This window comes from Achromobacter sp. HZ01 (genome assembly GCF_003267925.1).
Lineage (GTDB): Bacteria > Pseudomonadota > Gammaproteobacteria > Burkholderiales > Burkholderiaceae_B > Achromobacter > Achromobacter pulmonis_A.
Genome location: NZ_LWKV01000001.1, coordinates 1,215,137 through 1,235,148, shown reverse-complemented (window position 1 = coordinate 1,235,148; position 20,012 = coordinate 1,215,137). Strand labels below are relative to the sequence as shown.

Sequence of the window (20,012 nt, the reverse complement as noted above, 5' to 3'; positions counted from 1 at the left end):
GATACCGCCGCAAGCCCCCTCGGGCGTTGCCGGACCGGGAAATGCTCTGGGCGCGCCAGAGCGCTCAACGTTTTCGGTGCATGGCCTCCTACAGAAGCGTGAAGAGAAGTTTGGAAAGCGTGCTCTTCAAGGGCCACTGCGTGGCGACCAGCAGCAGCAAGGGCAGCGCCGCGGGCAGCGCAATCCTGAGCAGAATGGATTTGCTGATCACCGCCGGCCGCATGGCCGCCACGGATTGGTACATGGCCTGCACGTCCGCGACCGGGCCGAGCTCGGGCGCGTCGAGTATGGGCTGTTCCGCGATCTGCGCCTTGTGTATCCAGCGGGCGTCGACCAGCCTGCCGTGCTCGCTCAGCAAGGCGCCGTAGTCCAGCAGCGCCTGGCGCTTGGCGTGCGCCAGCATCGAAGAGAACACCAGCAGCGGCGCCAGTCCGATCAGTATCAGCACCAGCAGCAAGGTGGCGACCTGGGCGTACAGCGTCGGGACGGCCACGCCGTGATAGAACACGGTGTGCGCCCACGCGCCGGCGACCACGGCCGACACCGAGAACAGGAACGGCGCATAGACCATGGGCAGCCGGTCCAGGAAGCCCAGCCCGCCCATGCGGTCGGGATGCATCACCACCAGCTTCAGCGGCAGGCGCGCGATGCGCAGCAGCAGGATGCCGACCAGCGTCAGCCGCCACATCCAAGCCAGCAGCAGCACGGAGAACAGCGGCCGCGTCACCAGCAGGAACCACCAGGCGCCGAACGCCATGCGTTCGCCGTCGGCCGGCGTCCAGCGCAGCTCGTCCGGGTTGGGCGATACCAGGAAGGCGGCCGTCCAGGCGGCGGCCAGCACGCCGATCACGAGCCACGGCGATACCCGCCGCTTGAGCCGGATGACGTCTTCGACGATGCCGTCGAAACGCGCGGCCAGCGCGTCGTCCACCAGCCCGGAGCGCTTGAATTCGCGCAGGCAGATGAGCAGGTTCTTCTGCGCGACGGCCTCGGCCAGCACCAGCAGCGGGATGGCGACCAGGCACCGGATGTGGATGCCGAAATGGCCCAGCAGGGATTCGGTGGCCTGCGCGTCGGCCGGCCCGCTCAGCCAGGATGCGACCACCAGCGGCAGCCACGCCACCAGGGCGTAGATGAGCGCGCGCCGCTTGATGCCGCCGCCGCGGGGCGCAAGGCCGATGCGGCTTTCCAGGCGCGACAGCGCGTCGCCCTGGACCAGGAGAAACGGCTCGTCGGTCGGCCGCTTGGGGACATCCGCATTCATGGTGCACCTCGGTCGGGGTTGGTATGGCGATGAGGTTCGAGCGCGCTTGACGGTTGGCGCGTTTGGCCGGACACTCGCCGCGTTGCTGGGAAGTTCAATGGGTTTTCCGATCTCACGCTTATTGGAGAGGCCTCATGTCCTGGACTCAGATCGCGGTCGATTTTTTCGTTCATCTGGCGCCCTTCACGCGTTTCGTCCTGTGGCTGTTGTTCTTCCTGCTGCTGCCGCTCATCTGCGAGCGCTGCCGCATTCCGGGCGTGCTGGGATTCCTGGTGGTGGGCTTTCTGCTGGGGCCGGCCGGCTTCAATCTGCTGCAGCCCGAGATGCCGATCGCCGAACTCGCTTCCGAGCTGGGCGTGGCGCTGCTGCTGTTTTTCATCGGCTACGAAATCGATTTCGCCCTGCTCAAACGCGCCCGGGTCCAGGTGCTGGTGTTCGGCGTGCTCACCTTCGGCGGCGCCTTCGCGCTGGGATTCGGCGTGGCGCGGGCCTGCGGCTACGGCGCCAACGCGTCGCTGCTCATCGGCTCGCTGATCGCCTCGCACACGCTGCTGGCCTACCCCGTCGTCAAGCAGTTCGGGCTGACCCAGCGCGTCAGCGTCACGGTGGCCTCGGGCGCCACGGTGATCACCGACGTGGCCGCCATGCTGGTGCTGGCGGTCTGTCTGGTGACCCATGAAAACGGTTTCTCGGTGGCCGCCATCGAACTCCAGCTGCTGCAGATCGCCGTGTTCATCCCGCTGGTCGTGGTCGGCGGGCCGTGGATCCTGCGTCACGTGCTGCAGCGCATGCGGCGCGACGAGTCGCGCATCATCGTGTTCTTCCTGGCGGTCGCGTGCGCGACGCAGATGGCCAAGCTCTTCGGCCTGGACGGCATCGTGGGCGCGTTCCTGGCCGGCATCGCCGTGCGCCAGGCGGTGCCGCAATCGCGCAACGCCGGCGTGATGAAGCTGATCAGCGACACCTTCCTGATTCCGGCGTTCTTCATGACGACCGGAATGATGCTGCACCCGGTCGACGCCTTGATGACGTTCGTGAACCAGCCGGTGCTGGCGTTCGGGCTGCTGTTCGCGCTGGTGATCGGCAAGGCCGTGGCCGCGGCCGCGCTGGGGCTGCTGTTCCGCTATCCGGCCGCCGAAGCAGGCCTGGTGTGGAGCCTGACCCTGCCCCAGGTGGCGGCCACCCTGGCCGCCGCGACGGTGGCCTACCGCACGCTCAATGCGCAGGGCGAGCCGCTGATCGATACGCCGGTGCTCAACGTGGTGCTGATGCTGGTGGTGCTGACCTCGCTGGTCGCGCCGCTCCTGACGCAGCGCTATGCGCGCAGGCTGGCCGACAAGGAGCCGCCGCCCGCGGCCATGCCCGCGCCGCCGGTCGAAACCGCGGGCCCCTGACGCTGGCGCAATGGTCGGCATGGGCGTCGCGCCTCAGAAGCCGCTTTCGCGGATGGCCAGGCTGGCCAGGTAGCGCCAGCCCGCCAGCAGGCGGCTGCGCGGCGCGCCGGTGAAATAGGCCTTGCCGCGCTGCTCGCGCAACAGCGCCAAGGGCTGGTCCAGCGACACGCGCACGGCGTAGAGCGCATATTCGGGAATCAGCGCGTCGTGCTTCTGGAACGCGGGAATCGGGCCGTCGTGCACGGTCGCCAGCATCGGCGCGGGCAGTTGCGCCAGGCGGGCCGGCGCGATGGCGTCGATGCGCCCGCACTGCCGCCCGGGCGTGGACTCGAAATAGAAGCAGCCGGCGTCGCCGGGCCGCAGCGCATGGATGTCGTCTTCGGCCACGTAGGCCTCGACGATCCAGTCGTGGGGGTTCACCAGGCGTCCCAGCGCCAGGCGCAGATCGACCCAGGTGCCCGCGCGCACTTCCGGCGCCACGTCCAGCCATACGCCGTCGAACGGCGCGCGCAGGGTCAGCCGGGATTTTTCGGCGGCCACGGACTCGGCGTTGGCGCGGCTGAGCGCCAGCGATTCGATGGTGGCGGCCTGCTGGTCCAGCCCGCCGGACTGGTCCAGCAGCCCCGCGAGGCGGGCCGAGCCGCCGCGGATGGCGGCCTGCGCCGCTTCGGCCTGGCTCGCCAGTTCCGGATTGTCCAGGCGCACCAGCACGGCGCCGGCCGCCACCCTGCCCGGCTCGGCGCGCAGCTCCACGCGCGCGGCCGTCGGCGCATAGGCGGCCCACTGCTGCGCCGGGCGCGCCAGCGCCGGGGCGCGCACCGAGGTCGGCGCGGGCACGGCAAGCCAGGCCAGCAGCAGCAAGGGGGCCAGCCACAGCAGGCCGCGCCGCCAGCCGCGGGTTTCGCGGCGGCGCTGCGACCAGGTGCGCATCTCGCGCCAGCACGGACGCACGATGAAGAAGCCGACCTCGACCAGGAACAGGAACACGCCCAGCGCCTTGAAGAAGAAGTGATAGACCGCCACTGCGATCCCGAGATAGACGGTCAGGCGATAGATCCAGGTCACCCAGGCGAACGCGATGAGCCGGCGGCGCAGCGGCGCGGCGAACGGTTCCGGCCACGGTTCGCGCCAGCCCAGCAGCCCGCGCCGCAGCGCCGTGCGCGCCAGCGCCCCGGCGCGTTCGTGCAGGTTGGGCATGTCCAGCAGGTCCGACAGGATGAAATAACCGTCGAAACGCATGAACGGGCTGGCGTTCAGCAGCAGCGACAGGACCCAGCTCGTGGTCGCGAGGTAGAAGCAGGCCTGGCGCAGGATGCCGGGCGGCAGCAAGGCCCAGGCCAGGGTCGCGAGGCCGGCGATGGCCAGCTCGGTGCAGATGCCGGCGGCGGCGATCAACAGGCGCTTGCTCGACGACGCCAGGCGCCACGATTCGCTGGTGTCGGTGTACAGCATGGGCCACATCACCAGGAAGGCCACGCCCATGTGCCCGACCCGCACGCCGAAATGCGTGGCCATGAGGGCATGGCCGACCTCGTGCAGGGTCTTGGCGGTCAGCAGCGCCAGCGCGAAGCCCAGCGCGCCCTGCCACGACACCGATTCGAACAGCGTGTGCTGGAAGGTATCCCACTGGCGCAGCGTCAGCGCGATGCCCGCCAGCGACAGCGCGACGATGATCCACGGCGTGGCCGGATGGAACAGAAAGCGCAGGACGCGATACAGTCGGCCCAGCCTGTAGGTCGGGTGGATCAGCGGGATGCGGAAGAACAGGTAGTTGTGCAGCCACCATTGCGGCCGGCTCCAGGGCCTGCGCGGCTGCGCCTGCGCCATGGCCTGGCTTTGCGACGGCGCCGGACGCAGCAGGTCGTTGGCGCGCAGGAAGTCGGCGAACTGGCGCAGCTGGCCGGCTTCGGGCCGCAGCGCGGTGCGCCGGCCGATATCGGCCAGCATGTCCTGCGGCATCATGCGCCAGCGCGACAGGAATTCGAATTCCAGCCAGCCGATGCGGAAATGGCGGTTGCGCACCGGGTCTTCGATGACCCAGGCCGGGCTGCCGTCCGGATGGGGGCCGGCGGCGAACAGGCGCAGGTCCTCGCGCAGGCGCGGCAGGGGTTCCATGACGGACGACGGCATCATGGGCGGCCTCTCACAATCCCAGGAACGCGCGCAGCGCGGCCAGCGGCCGGCGGATCAGCTCGAAGCCCAGCACCGACTGGCCGCCCGCCAGGCGCGCGGTGCCTTTGAGGCCGATGCGCGCTTCCTCGCCGGCGTCGACGCTGGCGCGCAGCCGGTAGCTGGCCACGCCCTCGGGCGTGAGCGCCGCCTGGTAGCTGGTTTCGATGATCTTGCCGCGCAGCGGCTGCATCGGCCGCACGGTCAGGTACAGGTCGACCGGCGCGCCGACTTCCAGCGCGATGGCGTCGGAGGCCGGCAGCTGGATCAGCATCGCCGGTTTGGCCGGGTCGGCCAGCTGCATGATGCGTTCGCCCGTCGCCACCGGCTTGCCGATCCAGTCGTTGGCGTCGCCGAACACCGCCACGCCGGCGCGCGGCGCGCGCGTCTCCAGCCGTTGCAGCTGCGAGCGTATCGAGGCCAGCTCGGCGCGCCGCTCTTCGGCCCGGCTTTGCAGCAGGGTCAGCCTGGCGCGGCTGTCCTCGTTGCGAAACGCCGTCTGGCTGGCGGCCAGGTACTCGGCGTCGGCCACGGCCACCGCGCGCGCGGCGACCTGCAGGCGGTGGCTGAGCGTGGTGTCGTCCAGCGAGAACAGCAACTGGCCGGCCTGCACTTCCTGGTTGGGGCGCACGTGCACGGCCTTGACCACGCCGTCCAGCGGCGCGCTGATCATCTCCAGGTCCAGCGAGGTGACTTCGGCCGGGGCCAGCGCGCGCTGGCGCACCGGCAGAAAGCACAAGGCCGCCAGCAGCACCAGCGCCAGCCGCAGCATCCAGGCGCGGCGGCGCCGCGGCCGGCGCCCGGCGCGCCCGGCCAGCAGCTCCCAGCTGTAGGACCAGCTCTGGGCCAGGCGGCCCATGACGGCGCGGTGCGCCGCCGTGGGCGGCTGTTCCAGCAGGTATACCGCCCAGCCCAGCGGCGTGCCGTCGCGGCGCTTGAGCGGCAGCAGCCACGCGCCGGCCGGCCACCATTCCCGCCAGCCCTGCGCCACCAGTTCGGCGCCGGGCGCCGTGGCGGGCGGCGGCTCCAGCCAGTCCCGGCCCTCGCGGGCCTGGGCGCGCAGCCATTTGCGCGCCTGCCCCAGCCACACCAGGTAAGGAGAATCATGGTCGGCCGACACCAGCCCCGAGACGTTCAGCAGGCGCCAATCGGCGCCCGTGTCCTCGTAGACCAGGGCCTGCCGGTAGTTCAGCAGCGGATGCGCGTCGTTGGCGACGTGAAAGCTCAGCTGCTGCACGTCGTCGGCCTGGCGCGCCAGGCCTTCGATTTCCGTCAGCTGCAGCAACAGGAGGATGTCGTCCTGCATGGGCCTCACCGGGGAAAGCCGAAATCGGCGATGCCGCTCATGCCCGGCAGCAGTTCGCGCCCGGGGTCTTCCGCCCTGCCCTCCAGTTCGATCGACTGCGCCACGGCGTCGACCCGCGCGTTGACCGCGGTGACGCGCGCCTGGTATTGCTTGCCGGTCTCGACCACGTTGAGCTGGAACGCCGTGCCGGCCTGGACCCGGCCCAGCTGGCGCGACGGCAGGTTCAGCCGCAGGCGCGGCGGCCCGTCGCCGACCAGGTCGATCAGCGGCGCGCCGGCGTTGACGGTTTCGAAGGGACGCACGTACACCTTGGCGATGCGGCCCGAGAACGGCGCGGCCACGGTGCAGTAATCGACCTGGGCCTGGGCCAGCGCCTGGGCGGCCGCGGCGCGCTCGGCGGCGGCGCGCGCCAGCGCGACCTCGGTGTCGCCGGCGGCGTCCAGTTTGCGCAGCCCGGTTTTGGCGCGCAGGTTCTCGCGCGCGCCGGCCAGTTCGGCCGAGGCCATGCGCAGCCGCGCCTGGGGCTCCTCGCAATCCAGGCGGAACACGACCTCGCCCTTCTCCACGTGGCGGCCCAGCTGCGCCTGCGTCGATTGCAGGCGGCCCGCCATCGGCGCGGCCAGCGTGCTCTCGGGGTCGGCCGCCAGCAACACCCGGATGGCGTTCGGATCGCTGGACAGTTCGGGCAAGGCGGCCGGCGCCAGGTCCTGGGCCTGCGCCGGCAGGCCGGCCGCCGCCAGGACCAGGGCAAGAAACGCGCGCGGCCGCGGCACGGGCAGCTTCATCATTTCGCCTCGCCTTGGGCCAGCAGCGTGGTGCGCTCCCAGCCGTTCATGGTCTTCTGGATCTCCGCGGCCAGCGTGGCGACGTCGTGGTTGGCGATGACGTCGGGCATCACGTCCAGGCCGACGGAGTTGTAGAGCCGTCCCCAGGCCGCCTGCGCATCCGAGTAGGCGGCGTAGCGCTGGTATTGCGACAGCAGCCAGCGCGCGTCGGCGCGGATGTATTCCAGCTTGGAATCGGCGGAGATGCTGGCGCTGGCCTCGGCGTAGTCGCGCAGCCTGCCGTCGACCTGCGAGCTCTGGTCGGCGAACTCGAACTGTTCGCGCGCCAGGTAGTAGCGCTGGGCGGCCACGCGCACCTGCGTCAGCACCGCCATGGACAGCGCCAGGCGGCGCAGGTCGGCGACCTTGCTCTGGTTTTCGCCGGCCGCCTGCAGCGCCGGCCCCTTGAGCAGGCTCAGCAGGTTCCACGACACCCGCACGCCCACGGAGGACCAGCTGTTGTTGTAGAGGTATTCGTTGGAGTCGTAGTGCGCGCCGGCATTGAAGCTGATGTGCGGCCACAGCTCGGCCTTGGCGATGCGGATGTCGTTGTCCGTGACCCGCTTGCGATACCACTCTTCCATGATTTCCGGACGGTTCTCCAGCGCCAGCTGCTCCAGCGCGGGAACGTTCATGGTGGGCATGGGAATGGGCGGCGGATTCTCGTCGGCCACCTGGAAGTCCGTGCCGGGCGGCAGCGACATCAGGGCGGCCAGCTCGGCGCGCGCCAGCTCCAGGTCCTGGCGCCGGGTGGACAGCAGGCTGACGGCGTCCAGCAGCGCGCGCTGGTAGGCCAGCGCCTCCTGGCGCGGCAGCAGGCCGCGGCGCTCGGCTTCGCGCGCGTTGTCCAGCCCGGTGCGCACGCGCGCCAGCAGGTCGTCCACCGAGGCGATCAGGCGCTGCGCGCCGACCGCGCGCCAGTAGGCGTTGCGCACGTCCTGCAGCACGTTCTGCACCACTTTGCGGCGGCGTTCCTCGGCCATCAGCACCTGGTCCATCTTCTGCTGCGAGCGCTCGTAGGCGACCACGAAGTCCAGGGTGCTCCAGCTCAGCTCCAGGTCCGCCAGCCGGTGGTAGCGCTGCTCCGAGGTGGACGGACGCAGGCTGACCTCGCCGTCCTCGATGCCGATGGAGGTGCCGCCGGAGTCGTTGGACCGGTCGGTATAGCCGGCCGAGGCGATCAGCTTGGGCAGCATCTCGTGGCGGGTCACGTCCACGAGGTTGCGCGACAGCGCGCTTTCCATCAGCTTGAGGCGGTAATCGAGGTTGTATTTCAGCGCGCGCGCCGAGGCCTCGTAGAAAGTGATCGGATGCGTGATCGGTTCCTGGTCCGAATACATCATCTTGCGATCCTGCTCGATACGCGCCAGGACTTCATCGTGCGTATACGGGCTGGCCAACTGGCTGGATGAACAGGCGCTCAGGCCCATCACGGCCAACGCCAGCACATTCGCGCGAACCACGAGCTTGCGCTTCATACCGCTCCCCCTTCCGTCTTCACCGAATTCTGTTGTTCCGCCGCCAGCCAGCGCTCGCGCCATGCGTCGCTGGCGTTGGCGCGGATCTGGCCGCTGAAGGACTGGGCCGCGCGCGCGGGCGGCTCGGGCCGCGCCTGGGCGCCGGCGCTTCTGCCTGCCTCGGGCATGCGCAACTCCTTGTAGGTAAACACCGAATCGTCGCGCAGCAGGCCGTCGGCCGACAGGAACACGTTGGCGTAACGCGTCTGCAGGCAGGCATCCTGGTAGCGCGCCTGCCATTGCAGCGCCTGGATGGTCCGGGTCAGCGGCGTCTCGTGGTCCTGGCCCAGGTCCGCGGCCAGCGACTGCAGCATGATCTCGGGCGGCATGGCCAGCTCCGGCCGCTGCCCGCGCACGCTGGCGTCGAGATAGCGCTCGAACGCCAGCGTGTCGCGCACGGCCGGCGTGACGTAGACCACGGGGTCTACCTGCAGGTCCGAACGGAACGCCGGCTCGGTTTCGCGGCCGAACAGCGCATACGGGGCGGGCGGCGCGAAGTAGTCGGCTTCGAGCTTCAGGACGATGGTCAGGCGCGCCTCGGATTGCAGGCCGGCCAGGTCCGAGATCGTGTAGATGAACGGGTCCTGCAGGATGGGCCCGCGGCCCCGGGCCGCCTGTACTTCCGGGTTGCTCAGGTCGACTTCGTAGCGGTAGCTGCCGTCGGCGTTCATGACGAGCACGCCGTAGCGGCCCGCCAGCGCTTGACCGACCTGCCCGGCCGCGGCCCCTTCCTGCTGCGGCCGGATGCCGGTCACGGAAAGCGCGTCGCCGCCGTCCACGTCGCTGTCGTTGGGCAGCACGTTGCCCTGCACCACCGGCGGGCCGGAAACGTCGTCCACATAGGCCGTGTCGTCGCGCGCCTGCGGCGTGTCGTCGCGGCCCGAGATCGTGACCGTCAGCCGGGCCTGGGCCAGCGCGCCGTCGGCGTCGCGCATGGTGTAGGTGAACACCTCCGTCAGCGTATCGGAGGCGGTTCTCAAGGCCTGCACCACGGGATTGTCGTTGTCGACCACGTACTGGTATTGGCCGTTGGCGCCCATGACCAGCGTTCCGTACCGGCCGGCGATCGGGCCGAGCGCGCCGGGCGCGGCCGGCCCCAGGCCGACGCCAATCACCGTCTTGGTATCGCCGGCGTCCACGTCCGTATCGTTGGCCAGCACGTTGCCGGCCGGGTTCACGCCGGGCACGCCGTTGTTCAGCCCTCCGGCCTCCACCGCCGCGGCCACGTCGTCATGCGCGACGGGAGCGTCGTTCTGGCCCACGATCATGATGACCAGCGTGGCGCTGTCCTGCAGGCCGCCGCTGTCCGATATGGTGTAGGTGAAGACATCGCGCAGGGTGTCGTGGGCCAGGCGCAGCCGGTCCACCTCGGGCAGCGAATTGTCCAGCACGTAGGAATAGGTGCCGTCGGCGTTGACGATCAGGTCGCCATAGGCGCCGCGCAGCACGGCGCCCACGGCGCCGGCGGTTCCGCCTCCGGCCGCCGGACCCGTGCGGATGCCCACCACCGTCACCGGCTCGCCTTCGGCGTCGAAGTTGCGCAGCGTCACGTCGCCCACGGGATTGCGGCCGGGGAACGGCTGGTTGTCGCGCACGCCCTGCTCCACCGCGACCCCGACCACCGGGTTGGCCAGCGGGGCATCGTTCACGCCCTGGATGGTGATGCTCAGCTGGGCATGGCTGGTCAGTCCGCCGCCATCGACCACGCGGTAGGTGAATACCTCCACCAGCGTCTGGCCGGCGTCCAGCGCGGCCACGGCCTCGTTGGTTTCGTCGGCGTGATACGTGTAGCTGCCGTCCGCGGCGATTTCCAGCCAGCCGTACAGCCCGTCGATGCGCTGCGGCGCCGTGCCCGTCACCGCCGTGAAGCCGGCGATGCCGGCGCCCACGCGTATGCCGTCGACGGCCTTGGTGTCGCCTGCGTCGACGTCGGTATCGTTGGGCAGCACATTGCCGGCCGCGTCCACCGCCGGCGACAGCGACGTGGCGGGCACCGCGGTGTCCGCGTCGTCCTTGGCCACGGGGGCGTCGTAACTGCCGGCGATGGTGATGGTCAGCGTCGCGGTGTGCGTCAGGCCGGCCAGGTCCCGCACGATATAGGTGTAGGTCTCCTGCAGCGACTGGCCCGCCCGCAGCTGCTGCACGGCCGCCAGCGTGTCGTCGACCTCGTAGCGGTACGAGCCGTCGGCCTGCAGGTACAGGGTTCCGTACAGGCCCGCGGCGGGTCCGCCCACGGCGCCCGCGGCCGCCTGCGAATTCTGCACGGCCGAAACGGTGCTGCGGTCGCCGGCGTCCACGTCGGCGTCGTTGGCCAGCACGTTGCCGATGGCGGGCGAGCCCGGCGTGCCGTTGTCGGTGCCGCCGGCCTCCTTGGCGCTGCCGGTATCGTTCTTCGCGACCGGCGCGTCGTCGGCCCCCCGTATGGTCACCGTGAGCTGGCCGTCGCTGGTCAGGCCGGCGGCGTCGCTGAGCCGGAAAGTGAAGTACTCGACCAGCGTGTCGGTGGGCAGGCGCAGCGCCTGGACTGCCGCCAGCGCGTTGTCCACCACATAGGAATACGTGCCGTCGGCGTCGATGCGCAGGGTGCCGTAGCGGCCCTGCAGGGTCGTGCCGGCGGCACGCATGGCTGCGCCGTCCCTGGGCTGGCCGGCGGCGAAGCCGGCGATGTGCAGGGTGTCGCCGGTATCCGGATCGGCGCCCGCCGCCGGCAGCAGATTGCCGCTGGGGTCCAACCCGCCGGAGCCGTTGTTTGTGCCGCCCTTCTCTTCGGCCGTGATCGCCTGCGCCACGGCCTGGGGGGCGTCGTCAGCGCCGGCGATGGTGATGCGCAGCACGGCGCTGGATTCCAGCCCGCCCACGTCGCGGATCTTGTAGGTGAAGTCCTCGAACAGGGACGCGCCCGCCGGCAGCGCCTGCACGACGGGGTTGTCGTCGTCGACCGCGTACACATAAGTGCCGTCGGCCAGCAGCGTGAGCGTGCCGTAGGCGCCGGTGACCACCATGACCTGACCGGCCGCGTTCGGCACGGCGCCGCCGCCCGCGCCGCCGGCGCGCGCGCCGGTCACGCTGAGCTTTTCGCCGTAGGCCGCGCCGTCCACGTCGCCGTCGTTGTCCAGCACATTGCCCTGCGCGGCCTGGCCGCCGGAGGTGTTGGCGGCGCCGCCGGCCTCGACCGCCGCGCCGTCGTCGTCGGCCGCGACCGGGGCGTCGTTCTGGCCCAGGATGCGTATGCGCAGCTCGGCCTGGTCGCTCAGGTTGTCGGGATCGGAAACCGTGTAGGTGAACACATCCACCAGCGTGTCGCCGGCCGTGCGCAGGGCCTGCACCAGCGGATCGGTTTCGTTCAGGGCATAGCTGAAGGTGCCGTCGCTGTTCAGGGTCAGGGTGCCGTACTTGCCGGAGATGGGGGCGCCCACCGGCCTCATCGTTCCGCCGTCGGCCTCGGCGCCCGCGCGCACTTGGGTGACCGCCAGGGCGTCGCCGTCCGGATCGATGTCGTTGACGGTCACGTCTCCCGTGGCGGTGCGCCCGGGCGTGGCGTTGTCGACGCCGCCGCGTTCCTGGGCTACGGCGACGATGTCGCTGGCCACCGGTTGGTCGGCCACGCCGTGGATGCGGATGGTCAGCACCGCGCTGCTCTGGCCGCCGTCGGCGTCCTGCAGGCCATAGACGAAGCGCTCGTCGACCGTGCCGTCGGGGCCCAGCGCGATCAGCGTGGCGTTGAGGCTGTCGATCTCATAGACGTAGCTGCCGTCGCTGTTGATGCGCAGCACGCCATACAGCCCGTTGATGGTCTTCTCGACGCCGGCGGCCACGGCTTCCTGCGGGCCGCCTTCGGCGCCGATGGCGTTGACCGCCGCGGTCTCCATGGCGTTGTCCACGTCGCTGTCCAGCAGGGCCGGGTCGTCGACGGTGTACGGGTCGGTGATGACGTTGCCTTGCGGATTGCGCGGCACGCCGGTGATGGTGTTGCTGGCCACATCCACGCTGGCGGTATAGCCTTGCGCCAGGTTGTCGGCCGCCACCGGGTTGTCGTTGGCGCCGTGGATGGTGATGACCAGCGAGGCCAGCGCGTTCAGGCCGCCCGCGTCGGTGACGACGTAGTCGAAGGTTTCGCGCAGCACGTCGCCCTGGTTCAGGGCCTGGACGGCCGCGTTGTCGTCATTGACCGTGTAGACATAGCTGCCGTCGGCGCCCAGCCGCAGCGTGCCGTAGAGGCCGGCAATCAGCGCGCCGTTTGCCGAGGTGGTGCCGGCCGGGATGGGCTGCGCGGGCGCGGGGCTGGGGCCGGTGTGATTGCGGGCCTGCGTGACGCTGCGCGTGTCGCCGGCGTCCACGTCGCTGTCGTTGCCCAGCACATTGCCGCTGGCGGGGCTGCCGCCGGTGTCGTTGGCCGTGCCGCCCTTCTCCTCGGCCGAGCCGGCGTCGTCCCGCGCCTCGGGCGCGTCGTTGGCGCCGGTCAGCGTGATGACGAGCCGGGCCGAACTGGCCAGGCCGCCGCTGTCGCGCAGGTTGTACGTGAACGCGTCCGTCAGGGCCGGGCTATTGGCCAGCAGCGCCTGGACGGTCGGGTCCAGGTTGTTCACCACATAGCGGTAGCCGCCGTCGGCGTTGATGTACAGCGTGCCGTAAAGCCCCGCCACCGCGGCCTCGCCGCTCAGCGGATCGACCGTCACCGTGCCGCCGGCGCCGCTGGCCTGGGTCACGCTGAGCACGTCGCCGTTGGTCTGGATGTCCACGTCGAGGTCGTTGTCCAGCACGTTGCCGGCCGGATCGACGCCGGGCACGTCGTTGTCCACGCCGCCGGCCTCCTCGGCGCGGTCGGCGTCGTCCACGCCCACGGGCGCGTCGTTGACCGCGATCACGCTGATGTCCACCGTATCGGTGTCGCTGAGGTTGTCGTCGCCCGCTTCGAAGGGCGTGCCGTCTCCGTCGGCGTCTCCGCGCTGGCCCAGGTCTTCGGTCAGGATGGTCAGGCGTTCGTCGCCGTTGTAGTTGGCGCCCGGCGTGTAGACCAGCGTGGCCAGCGCCGCGTTCAGCGCGTTCTGGCTGCCGCGCAGCTGCAGCACGCCGGAACCGAGCGCGCCCGCCACCAGCTCGACCTCGCCCAGCGTGAGCGTGAGGCCGCCATGCTGCACGCTCAAGGTGACCTGCATGACGCCGTTGCCGGCATCCGGATCGTCGATGGACAGACCGGCGATCGCCAGCGCGGTGTCCTCGTTCACGGACAGCGCGCCGGGCACGGTGTTGACCGGGCCGTCGTTGCGCTCGACGTAGCCGACGTTGCCGGCCGCGGTCGTTCCCAGGTCGCCGAAGCTGGCCAGCACCTGGCCTTTCGGCGAGGCGCCGTCGCTGTCGATGCGCGCGTTCACCACGCCGGTCGGCCCGGCCACCGTGATGGTGGCCGGCGCGTCGATGCGGAACACGCCCGCGCCCAGCACGCCGAAGTAGTAATAGCCGTTGGCGTCGGTGGTGGTGGTCCAGCTGCGGTTGTCGGCGGCGGTGGACAGGTCGTTGTCCGCCCCGCCCCAGGTCAGCGTGACGGTCTGGTCCGCCAATGCCGGGCCGTCCGGCGTGGTGGACGCGGTGGCGCTGTCGGTGTCGTTCCAGAGCGTGCCTTCGACGCGGCTCAGGCCCGCGGCGTCGCCGTCCAGGTAGGTGTTGGGTCCGGCGCCGCTGCCCGTGCGTTCGCCGCCCACCGAGCCCGCGGCGCCGACCTGGGTGCCGGCGAAGCTCTGGAAGCTGTCCGGCAGGCTGGTGTAGGTCAGGTTTGCCGAGGTGTCGGCCAGCGCCACGTTGTTGGGCAGCTGCGCGCCATAGGCGAGGCTGACCGTCGAGCCGGCCGCCAGGGCGTCCAGCCTGAGGGTGACGCTGGCGCCGTCCACCACCACCGACACGCCCGGCGGATAGCCGCCAGGCGCATAGGTGACGCCGTCGATCGTCAGGCCGGTGACGGTGAGATTCTGCCCGCCGGCGGGCAACGTGTCGGTCAGCACGACGTCGTAGGCGGTGGCCGTGCCGGTATTGCCGAAGCTCACCGCATAGCTGGCCTGGCCCGTCGCGCCGCCGGCGCCGGGGTCGAAACCGGTGACCGACTTCTGCATGTTGTCTATCTTCGGCTCCACCACGCGTTCGACGATGGTGTTCGTTCCGAAGCGCACTTCCGCGCCGCTCAGGAAATCGGCCCGCACGGCCAGCTGGCCGCCGGCCGCCACGCCGGCGGCGTTGTCCACCCGCGCGTTGAACTCGAAGTACAGCCCCTCGAAATCCGCGTCCTGGTTCAGGTTCACCAGGTTGCCCAGCCGCAGCACGATCACGCGTGGATCGCTGGTGTCGATGGCGCCGGTGTTCAGCACGCCCTGCGGGCCCACGCCCGACAGATCGGGGTTGAGCAGCGTGCTGGCCTCGTCCATCACGCCGCCGTCGATATACGCGTTGCCCGAGGCGAACAGGCCCGCGAGATCTGTGGTCAGGCCCGGCGAGCCGTTGGCGAGCGCGTCGGCCAGCAGGCCCAGCAAGGCCGATCCGTCGTTCATGAAGGTCAGCCCGGGCGGCAGGTAGACGCGGATCGACGCGTCGGGCTGGGTGCCTTCGGGCACCAGCAGCGCCACCCGGTAGTGCACGATTTCGCCGACCGCGACGTCCTGCGGGTCGGCCGTGGACGGCGTGCCGCCCGCGGTGTCGGGCAGCCCGCCCACGTGGCTGATGGTGCCCGAGGCCGCCACGTCTTCGCTGTGCAGGCTGGTCACGCGGTAGTCGTTGAGCGCGCCGGTGCCGAGCTCGCCGTCGGCGCCCGTGCGTTCTCCGCTGTTGGCGCCGTCCAGGCTGCTCCATTGGACGGTGACCAGGTTATCGACCTTGCCGGAGGTGCCGGTGGTTTCGTTGAGCACGCCCTTGAATTGCAGCACCAGGGTGGCGCCCTTCGGAATATCCAGCTTGGCCCCGTCGGTCAGCTGCAGCACGCCGTTCTGGATCACGAAGTCGCCGCCCGTCAGCGTGGCTCCACCGTACAGCGTCACGCCGACGATCTGCGCGCCGCTCAGCTCGGTGGGCAGCACGTCGGACAGGCGCACGTCGAAGGCGTCCACGTCGGTCGAGGCGGTGCCGTTGCCCACGGTGATGGTGTAGGTGATCTCGTCGCCCCGGTCCACGCCCACGGGAGAACCGGTGGTGACCGCGGTGTGCGACACCGACAGCGTCGGTTCGACGACGGTGGCCGAGGGCAGCCCGCCGGTCGCGGCCACGTTGCGGTCCACCGGCGTGGCGCCGTTGGGCGTGTCGCCGTCCGGGTCGCTGTAGGTCAGCGAGGCGTTGTTGGTCAGGGTGCGGCCGGCCTGGTTGCCCGTCACGTTGGTGGCGATCAGGCCCACGCGGATCACGAAGCTGTTGTCGGCCGCGTTGTTGTTCGCCAGCGCGTTGCTGGCGCTGAAGCTCAGCACCAGGTCGGCGCCGTTGGCGCCCGATCCGGACACGCTGGCCACCGTCACCGCGCCGGCGAAGTCCGCCGTCAGGCTGCCGCTGGCGGCGAGCTGCGTGATCAGCTGGTAGCCGTCGATGCCGAAGCTGGTGTCCAGCGCGAAGCCGTCCGGGATCAGGTCGGACAGGCGCAGGTTCTGCGTGCCGCCTTCGGGCAGGGTCACGACGATGTCGTAGAGCATGCGCTCGCCGATCACCAGATTGCTGCCGCCGGTATGCGCGGCGCTGGAGTCGGTCGGGTCCAGGCTGCCGCCCGCGTAGCGCACGGTGACGGTCGGCGCGGCCGATTGCGCGGCCGCCGTGTCGGTCAGGTCGGTGGGCGTGAAGTCCGCGCCGCCCTTCTCGCTGGCGTAGTGCGTCAGCGCCGCCGTGCTCTGCAGGGTGCTGGACGCGGCAAGCGTGTTGCTGGCCACCACGTCGTAGGTGATGACCACCATGTTCTGGCCGCTGTCGTCGGCGGCGGTGCCGACCCGCCCCGCAAGCAGCGTCGGCTGTCCGTTCGCGTCCAGGAAAGTGATGGTGGCGCCCGACACGCTGTAGTCCCGGCCCAGCACCAGGACGGTGCCGTCGCCGCGCGCGATGCGCAGGTTGGCGGTGTCGAGCGACCCGCCCAGAAAGGCCAGGCCCGGCGGAATCTGCAGCGTGACCGAGACATCGTAAGCGCCGCCGCCGCCGGTGTTCTCGATGCCGGTGGCCAGGCGCAACACGTCGCCGCCGTCCATTCCGGCGACCGATCCTTCCAGGCTGGCGAGATCCGTGATGCTGCCATTAAAGCCCGCGCCGGTGCTGCCCGGCGGGTTCCAGCTGCCGGTCGCGCCGGTGACCGTGCCGCCGGTGGCGCCGACCACGCCGTGCTTGATCGCCAGCGAAGGTTCGGCCACGGACTGGATCAGCACGTTGTCGTTGTCCACCAGCGGCGCGTGGTCCACGGTCGTCTGTTGCGTGGACTGGCCCAGCACGGTGATGGAGCGCTGGTCCGCGAAGGGCTGGTTGCTGACGCGCAGCGTGAACAGCACTTCGATGCGGTTCTGGCCCGCGGGATCGCCCTGCATGGCGAAGCTGCCGAAGTCGAATACCAGCGCGCCGCCGGGGCCCGCGCTGACCGAGACCGCCGAGCCCGGATGGCTGTCGCCCAGGCCATACGACCAGCGGTGGTCGCCGATGCCGGCCGACCAGGCGCCGGAGGGGTCGAACACCGGCGCCGGCAGGTAGGCGGTCAGCTTCAGGTTTTCGTAGTCGCCGGTCTGCAGGTCGTAGCGCAGCACGAAGGTCACCACGTCGCCGGGCTGCAATTCGTAGGACGGCGGCACCGTGTTGCCGTTGACCTGGAACACGCCGATGTCCACGTTGCCGTTCGGAACCGTCACGGTCACGTTGGAGCCGTCGGACTGCACCGGCCCGACGTTGAGCCGGCTCTGGATGATGGTGCCTGCCAAAAGCGCGCTATTGCGCAGCGTGTCGCCTTCGTTGATCTCGGGCTGCGTGTAGCCGCCCTGGTAGGCCTCGTCCACCGTGGCCTGGTAGCTGATGACCGCCCGGGTGGCCGACTGGCGCGTGCCGTCGCTGGCGATGTCGCCGATCAGCGCGTCCATGCTCAGCCCGGCCTTGGCGATGGAGGCCGCCAGGTCGAAGATGATCTGCGTGCCCGCCGCGGTCTTGTCGCCCAGGGTGTAGACCAGCGCGACGGTGTACTGCTTGCCGTCCTTGGTGAAAGTCATGAGCGGCGTGCCGGTGAAGCTCAGGCCGTCTCCCAGCACGTCGGTGATGGTCAGGCTGCCCTGCCCCAGCGCCGACTTGCCGATGGCGAAGTAATCGGAGAGCGTGACGTCGTAGCGGTAGCTCAGCACGTCGCCGGGCGAGACGCCGGCCACGCCGTTGTCGGCGTCTATGGCGGAACTCTTGTGCAGCGCCACCGACTTGGCGACGAAGCTGACGTCTTCGCCGCGCCCAGCCACGGGCACCCACGGCAGGTTGGCGGGTATGTCGCGTGGGTCCAACGGCGTCCACCGGCCCACGGAGGTCGCGCTCGGCACCTCGATCGTGCGCGGCGCGCCGGTGTCGGGATCGAGCACATGGTCGCCGTCGGCGGTGGCCTGCGCGACGAAGAAGCGCACCTGCGTGTCGGCCGGCGCGTCCAGGGTCGCATAGGTGATCTCGTACGACGCCACGTAGGGCTTGAGCGCCAGCGCGGCGTTGATGGCGGCGGTGTCGGTCAGCACGCGGCCGTCGGCCAGCGTGACGCGGGTCAGCATGCCGCCGGCGCCGGGCGCGATGCTCAGCACCCGGATGCTGTCGGGCAGGTTCTGCGAGATCACCACGTTGTTCAGCGTCTGGCCCGGCGCGGGCGTGGCGGTCACGGTCAGCGTGTGCGGGTAGTTCTCGCCGGTGGCCGTCTCGCCCTCGGTCATGTCCAGCGTTTGCGTCACTTCGAACGGCGTGGAGCGCAACGCGTAGGTATGCCAGCCGCTTTCGAACAGCGCGGGGTCCTGCTGCGGATTGTCCAGCGGATCGTTGCCGTACTGGAAGCCGGCGCGCAGGCTGACGTTATGGTCCTTGTTCACGTCGGCCAGCGGACTCATGCGCAACGTGATGTCCACTTCGATCGAGGGCTGGTCCTTGCCGAATCCCGCGTAGGGCAAGGCCAGCACCACCAGCTGATCGCCCGGGCGGTAGCCGTACTGCGAGGCCTGCAGGATCACCGGATTGCCGTTGGCGTCGCGCGCCAGCGGATGCTGCGCGGTTCCATCGGGTCCGAACGTGACCACATAACCGTTGAGCGTGATGCCCATGGTGCTGGCCGACACGAAGCTCACGCCGTCGTCGCCGTCGTAGCCGGTAACGGGGATCAGGATGTCGACGTACGGCGCGTAGCCCTCCTGGCTGGAGGGGTTGCTGATCACGGCGCGTATCTGCGCGGTGTCGCCCAGCAGGATGTCCTCGCCGCTGCCGTCCAGGGCCAGCGTGGGCGTAGCGTCGGCCAGCAGTCCGTCGAACGCGGCCAGGGCCGACGCCTCGATCTGCAGCCGGCTTTCGATGGCGCCGGTGCGCACCTCCAGCACCCAGTCGCCGCCCGCGGTCGGGCTGCCGGTGTCGTTGGTCGAGGCGGCCACGTCCGCGCCGGTGGCGCCGGCCAGCGCGCCGATGAGCGCCTGGCCGCTGTCGCCGCCGCCCGTGCCGCAGCCGTAGAGCAGGATGTCGGCGTCGGCGCTCAGGTAAGCGCCCCACCCCGCCGCGCGCAGCGTGTCGGCCGACTGCGCGCTCAGCGTGCTGCTGCCCAGCGTGAACTGGCCCGGCGCGCCGTGGCTGAGGATCTGCACCGAATCCACCGAGCCTAGCGCCTGCAGCGCCTGGCGCACCGCGGCGATGCCGTCCTGGGCGGGGTTGACCACCAGCACCTTGGTGCCGGGCGTGGCGCTGTCGGCCAGCGCCTGGGCGCCGGCCAGCCGTCCGTCGATGACCAGCAGATTCTTGCCGGCCGCCGGCGCGGCGCCGTCGGCGGCCTGCGCGTCCGGATGATCGGCCTGCGAGTCGCTTTGCTGGCGGTCGGCGGCAACCGCGGCGGCGGCGTCGTAAAGCAGCCGCGGTTCGAGAGCCAGTGCCCGGGTCATGGGGCGAAAGATCGGCAAAGTACTCATGGCCTTGCTCCTCCTCGATGCATGTCCCGGCATGGACCGCGACGCTGCGCCGCTATTGCTGAACAGGCGGCTCAACGATCTGGCGTTGAACCCGGTTTGTCGTCGTTATTCCGAACGCGGACCCGCCGGCTTGCGGCGCTTGCGCCGCACCCCTCCGGCGCGGCGGCCCGTCACGCTATTTAGAAATCATTTGTCATGAAACGCGGCGGTTAATTCGTTGCAATTGAAAAAATAATGCGAAAGCCTGCCCCGCGCTATCCGAAATACGAAATCTCGGGACCGATTGTTGCCATGGCGCACGCCACAGTTAAATAGATTTACTGTAGATACTTGTAGTTACCTTAGGCGCGCCGCCTGAGCGCTTGCCGATTATCGGAAACGAGGCGGAAAATGCCGTGAAGCGCCCGGGGCGGATTTGGAAGGAGTT

The 20,012-nt window shown here is 70.2% G+C and carries 7 protein-coding genes; 1 reads left to right on the top strand and 6 read right to left on the bottom strand.

Annotated elements, in window-relative coordinates; genetic code table 11:
• Nucleotides 1-88 precede the first annotated feature (88 nt).
• Nucleotides 89-1,264 (bottom strand): hypothetical protein, encoded by a 1,176-nt coding sequence (locus A6B37_RS05740; protein ID WP_111825176.1) that lies wholly within the window; start codon nucleotides 1,262-1,264, stop codon nucleotides 89-91.
• Nucleotides 1,265-1,398: 134 nt separating this feature from the next.
• Here A6B37_RS05740 and A6B37_RS05735 point away from each other — a divergent pair, with 134 nt between their 5' ends.
• Nucleotides 1,399-2,658 (top strand): cation:proton antiporter, encoded by a 1,260-nt coding sequence (locus tag A6B37_RS05735; protein ID WP_102771125.1) that lies wholly within the window; start codon nucleotides 1,399-1,401, stop codon nucleotides 2,656-2,658.
• A gap of 33 nt (nucleotides 2,659-2,691) precedes the next feature.
• Here A6B37_RS05735 and A6B37_RS26285 read toward each other — a convergent pair whose 3' ends face one another.
• The 5 genes from A6B37_RS26285 to A6B37_RS05710 are packed head-to-tail and all read right to left on the bottom strand — an operon-like array spanning nucleotide 2,692 to nucleotide 19,585.
• The gene (locus tag A6B37_RS26285) at nucleotides 2,692-4,791 is read right to left on the bottom strand and encodes a site-2 protease family protein (RefSeq protein ID WP_111825175.1); all 2,100 of its coding nucleotides are present in this window, start codon (nucleotides 4,789-4,791) and stop codon (nucleotides 2,692-2,694) included.
• A gap of 10 nt (nucleotides 4,792-4,801) precedes the next feature.
• Entirely contained in the window at nucleotides 4,802-6,133 is a 1,332-nt protein-coding gene (locus A6B37_RS05725; protein WP_111825174.1) for an HlyD family efflux transporter periplasmic adaptor subunit, read from the bottom strand.
• A gap of 5 nt (nucleotides 6,134-6,138) precedes the next feature.
• The gene (locus A6B37_RS05720; RefSeq protein WP_246842378.1) at nucleotides 6,139-6,921 is read right to left on the bottom strand and encodes an efflux RND transporter periplasmic adaptor subunit; all 783 of its coding nucleotides are present in this window, start codon (nucleotides 6,919-6,921) and stop codon (nucleotides 6,139-6,141) included.
• Nucleotides 6,918-8,435, bottom strand: coding sequence for a TolC family protein (locus tag A6B37_RS05715; protein WP_102771128.1), 1,518 nt, complete (start codon nucleotides 8,433-8,435; stop codon nucleotides 6,918-6,920). The genes A6B37_RS05720 and A6B37_RS05715 overlap by 4 nt, the downstream gene beginning before the upstream one ends.
• Nucleotides 8,432-19,585: a VCBS domain-containing protein gene (locus A6B37_RS05710; protein ID WP_111825173.1), complete on the bottom strand. Its 11,154-nt coding sequence runs from the start codon at nucleotides 19,583-19,585 to the stop codon at nucleotides 8,432-8,434. The genes A6B37_RS05715 and A6B37_RS05710 overlap by 4 nt, the downstream gene beginning before the upstream one ends.
• Nucleotides 19,586-20,012: the final 427 nt, after the last annotated feature.

Coding starts and splice junctions, on each gene's coding strand:
- A6B37_RS05740 (WP_111825176.1), bottom strand. CDS start 1,264: ATGAATGCGGATGTCCCCAAGCGGCCGACCGACGAGCCGTTTCTCCTG.
- A6B37_RS05735 (WP_102771125.1), top strand. CDS start 1,399: ATGTCCTGGACTCAGATCGCGGTCGATTTTTTCGTTCATCTGGCGCCC.
- A6B37_RS26285 (WP_111825175.1), bottom strand. CDS start 4,791: ATGATGCCGTCGTCCGTCATGGAACCCCTGCCGCGCCTGCGCGAGGAC.
- A6B37_RS05725 (WP_111825174.1), bottom strand. CDS start 6,133: ATGCAGGACGACATCCTCCTGTTGCTGCAGCTGACGGAAATCGAAGGC.
- A6B37_RS05720 (WP_246842378.1), bottom strand. CDS start 6,921: ATGATGAAGCTGCCCGTGCCGCGGCCGCGCGCGTTTCTTGCCCTGGTC.
- A6B37_RS05715 (WP_102771128.1), bottom strand. CDS start 8,435: ATGAAGCGCAAGCTCGTGGTTCGCGCGAATGTGCTGGCGTTGGCCGTG.
- A6B37_RS05710 (WP_111825173.1), bottom strand. CDS start 19,585: ATGAGTACTTTGCCGATCTTTCGCCCCATGACCCGGGCACTGGCTCTC.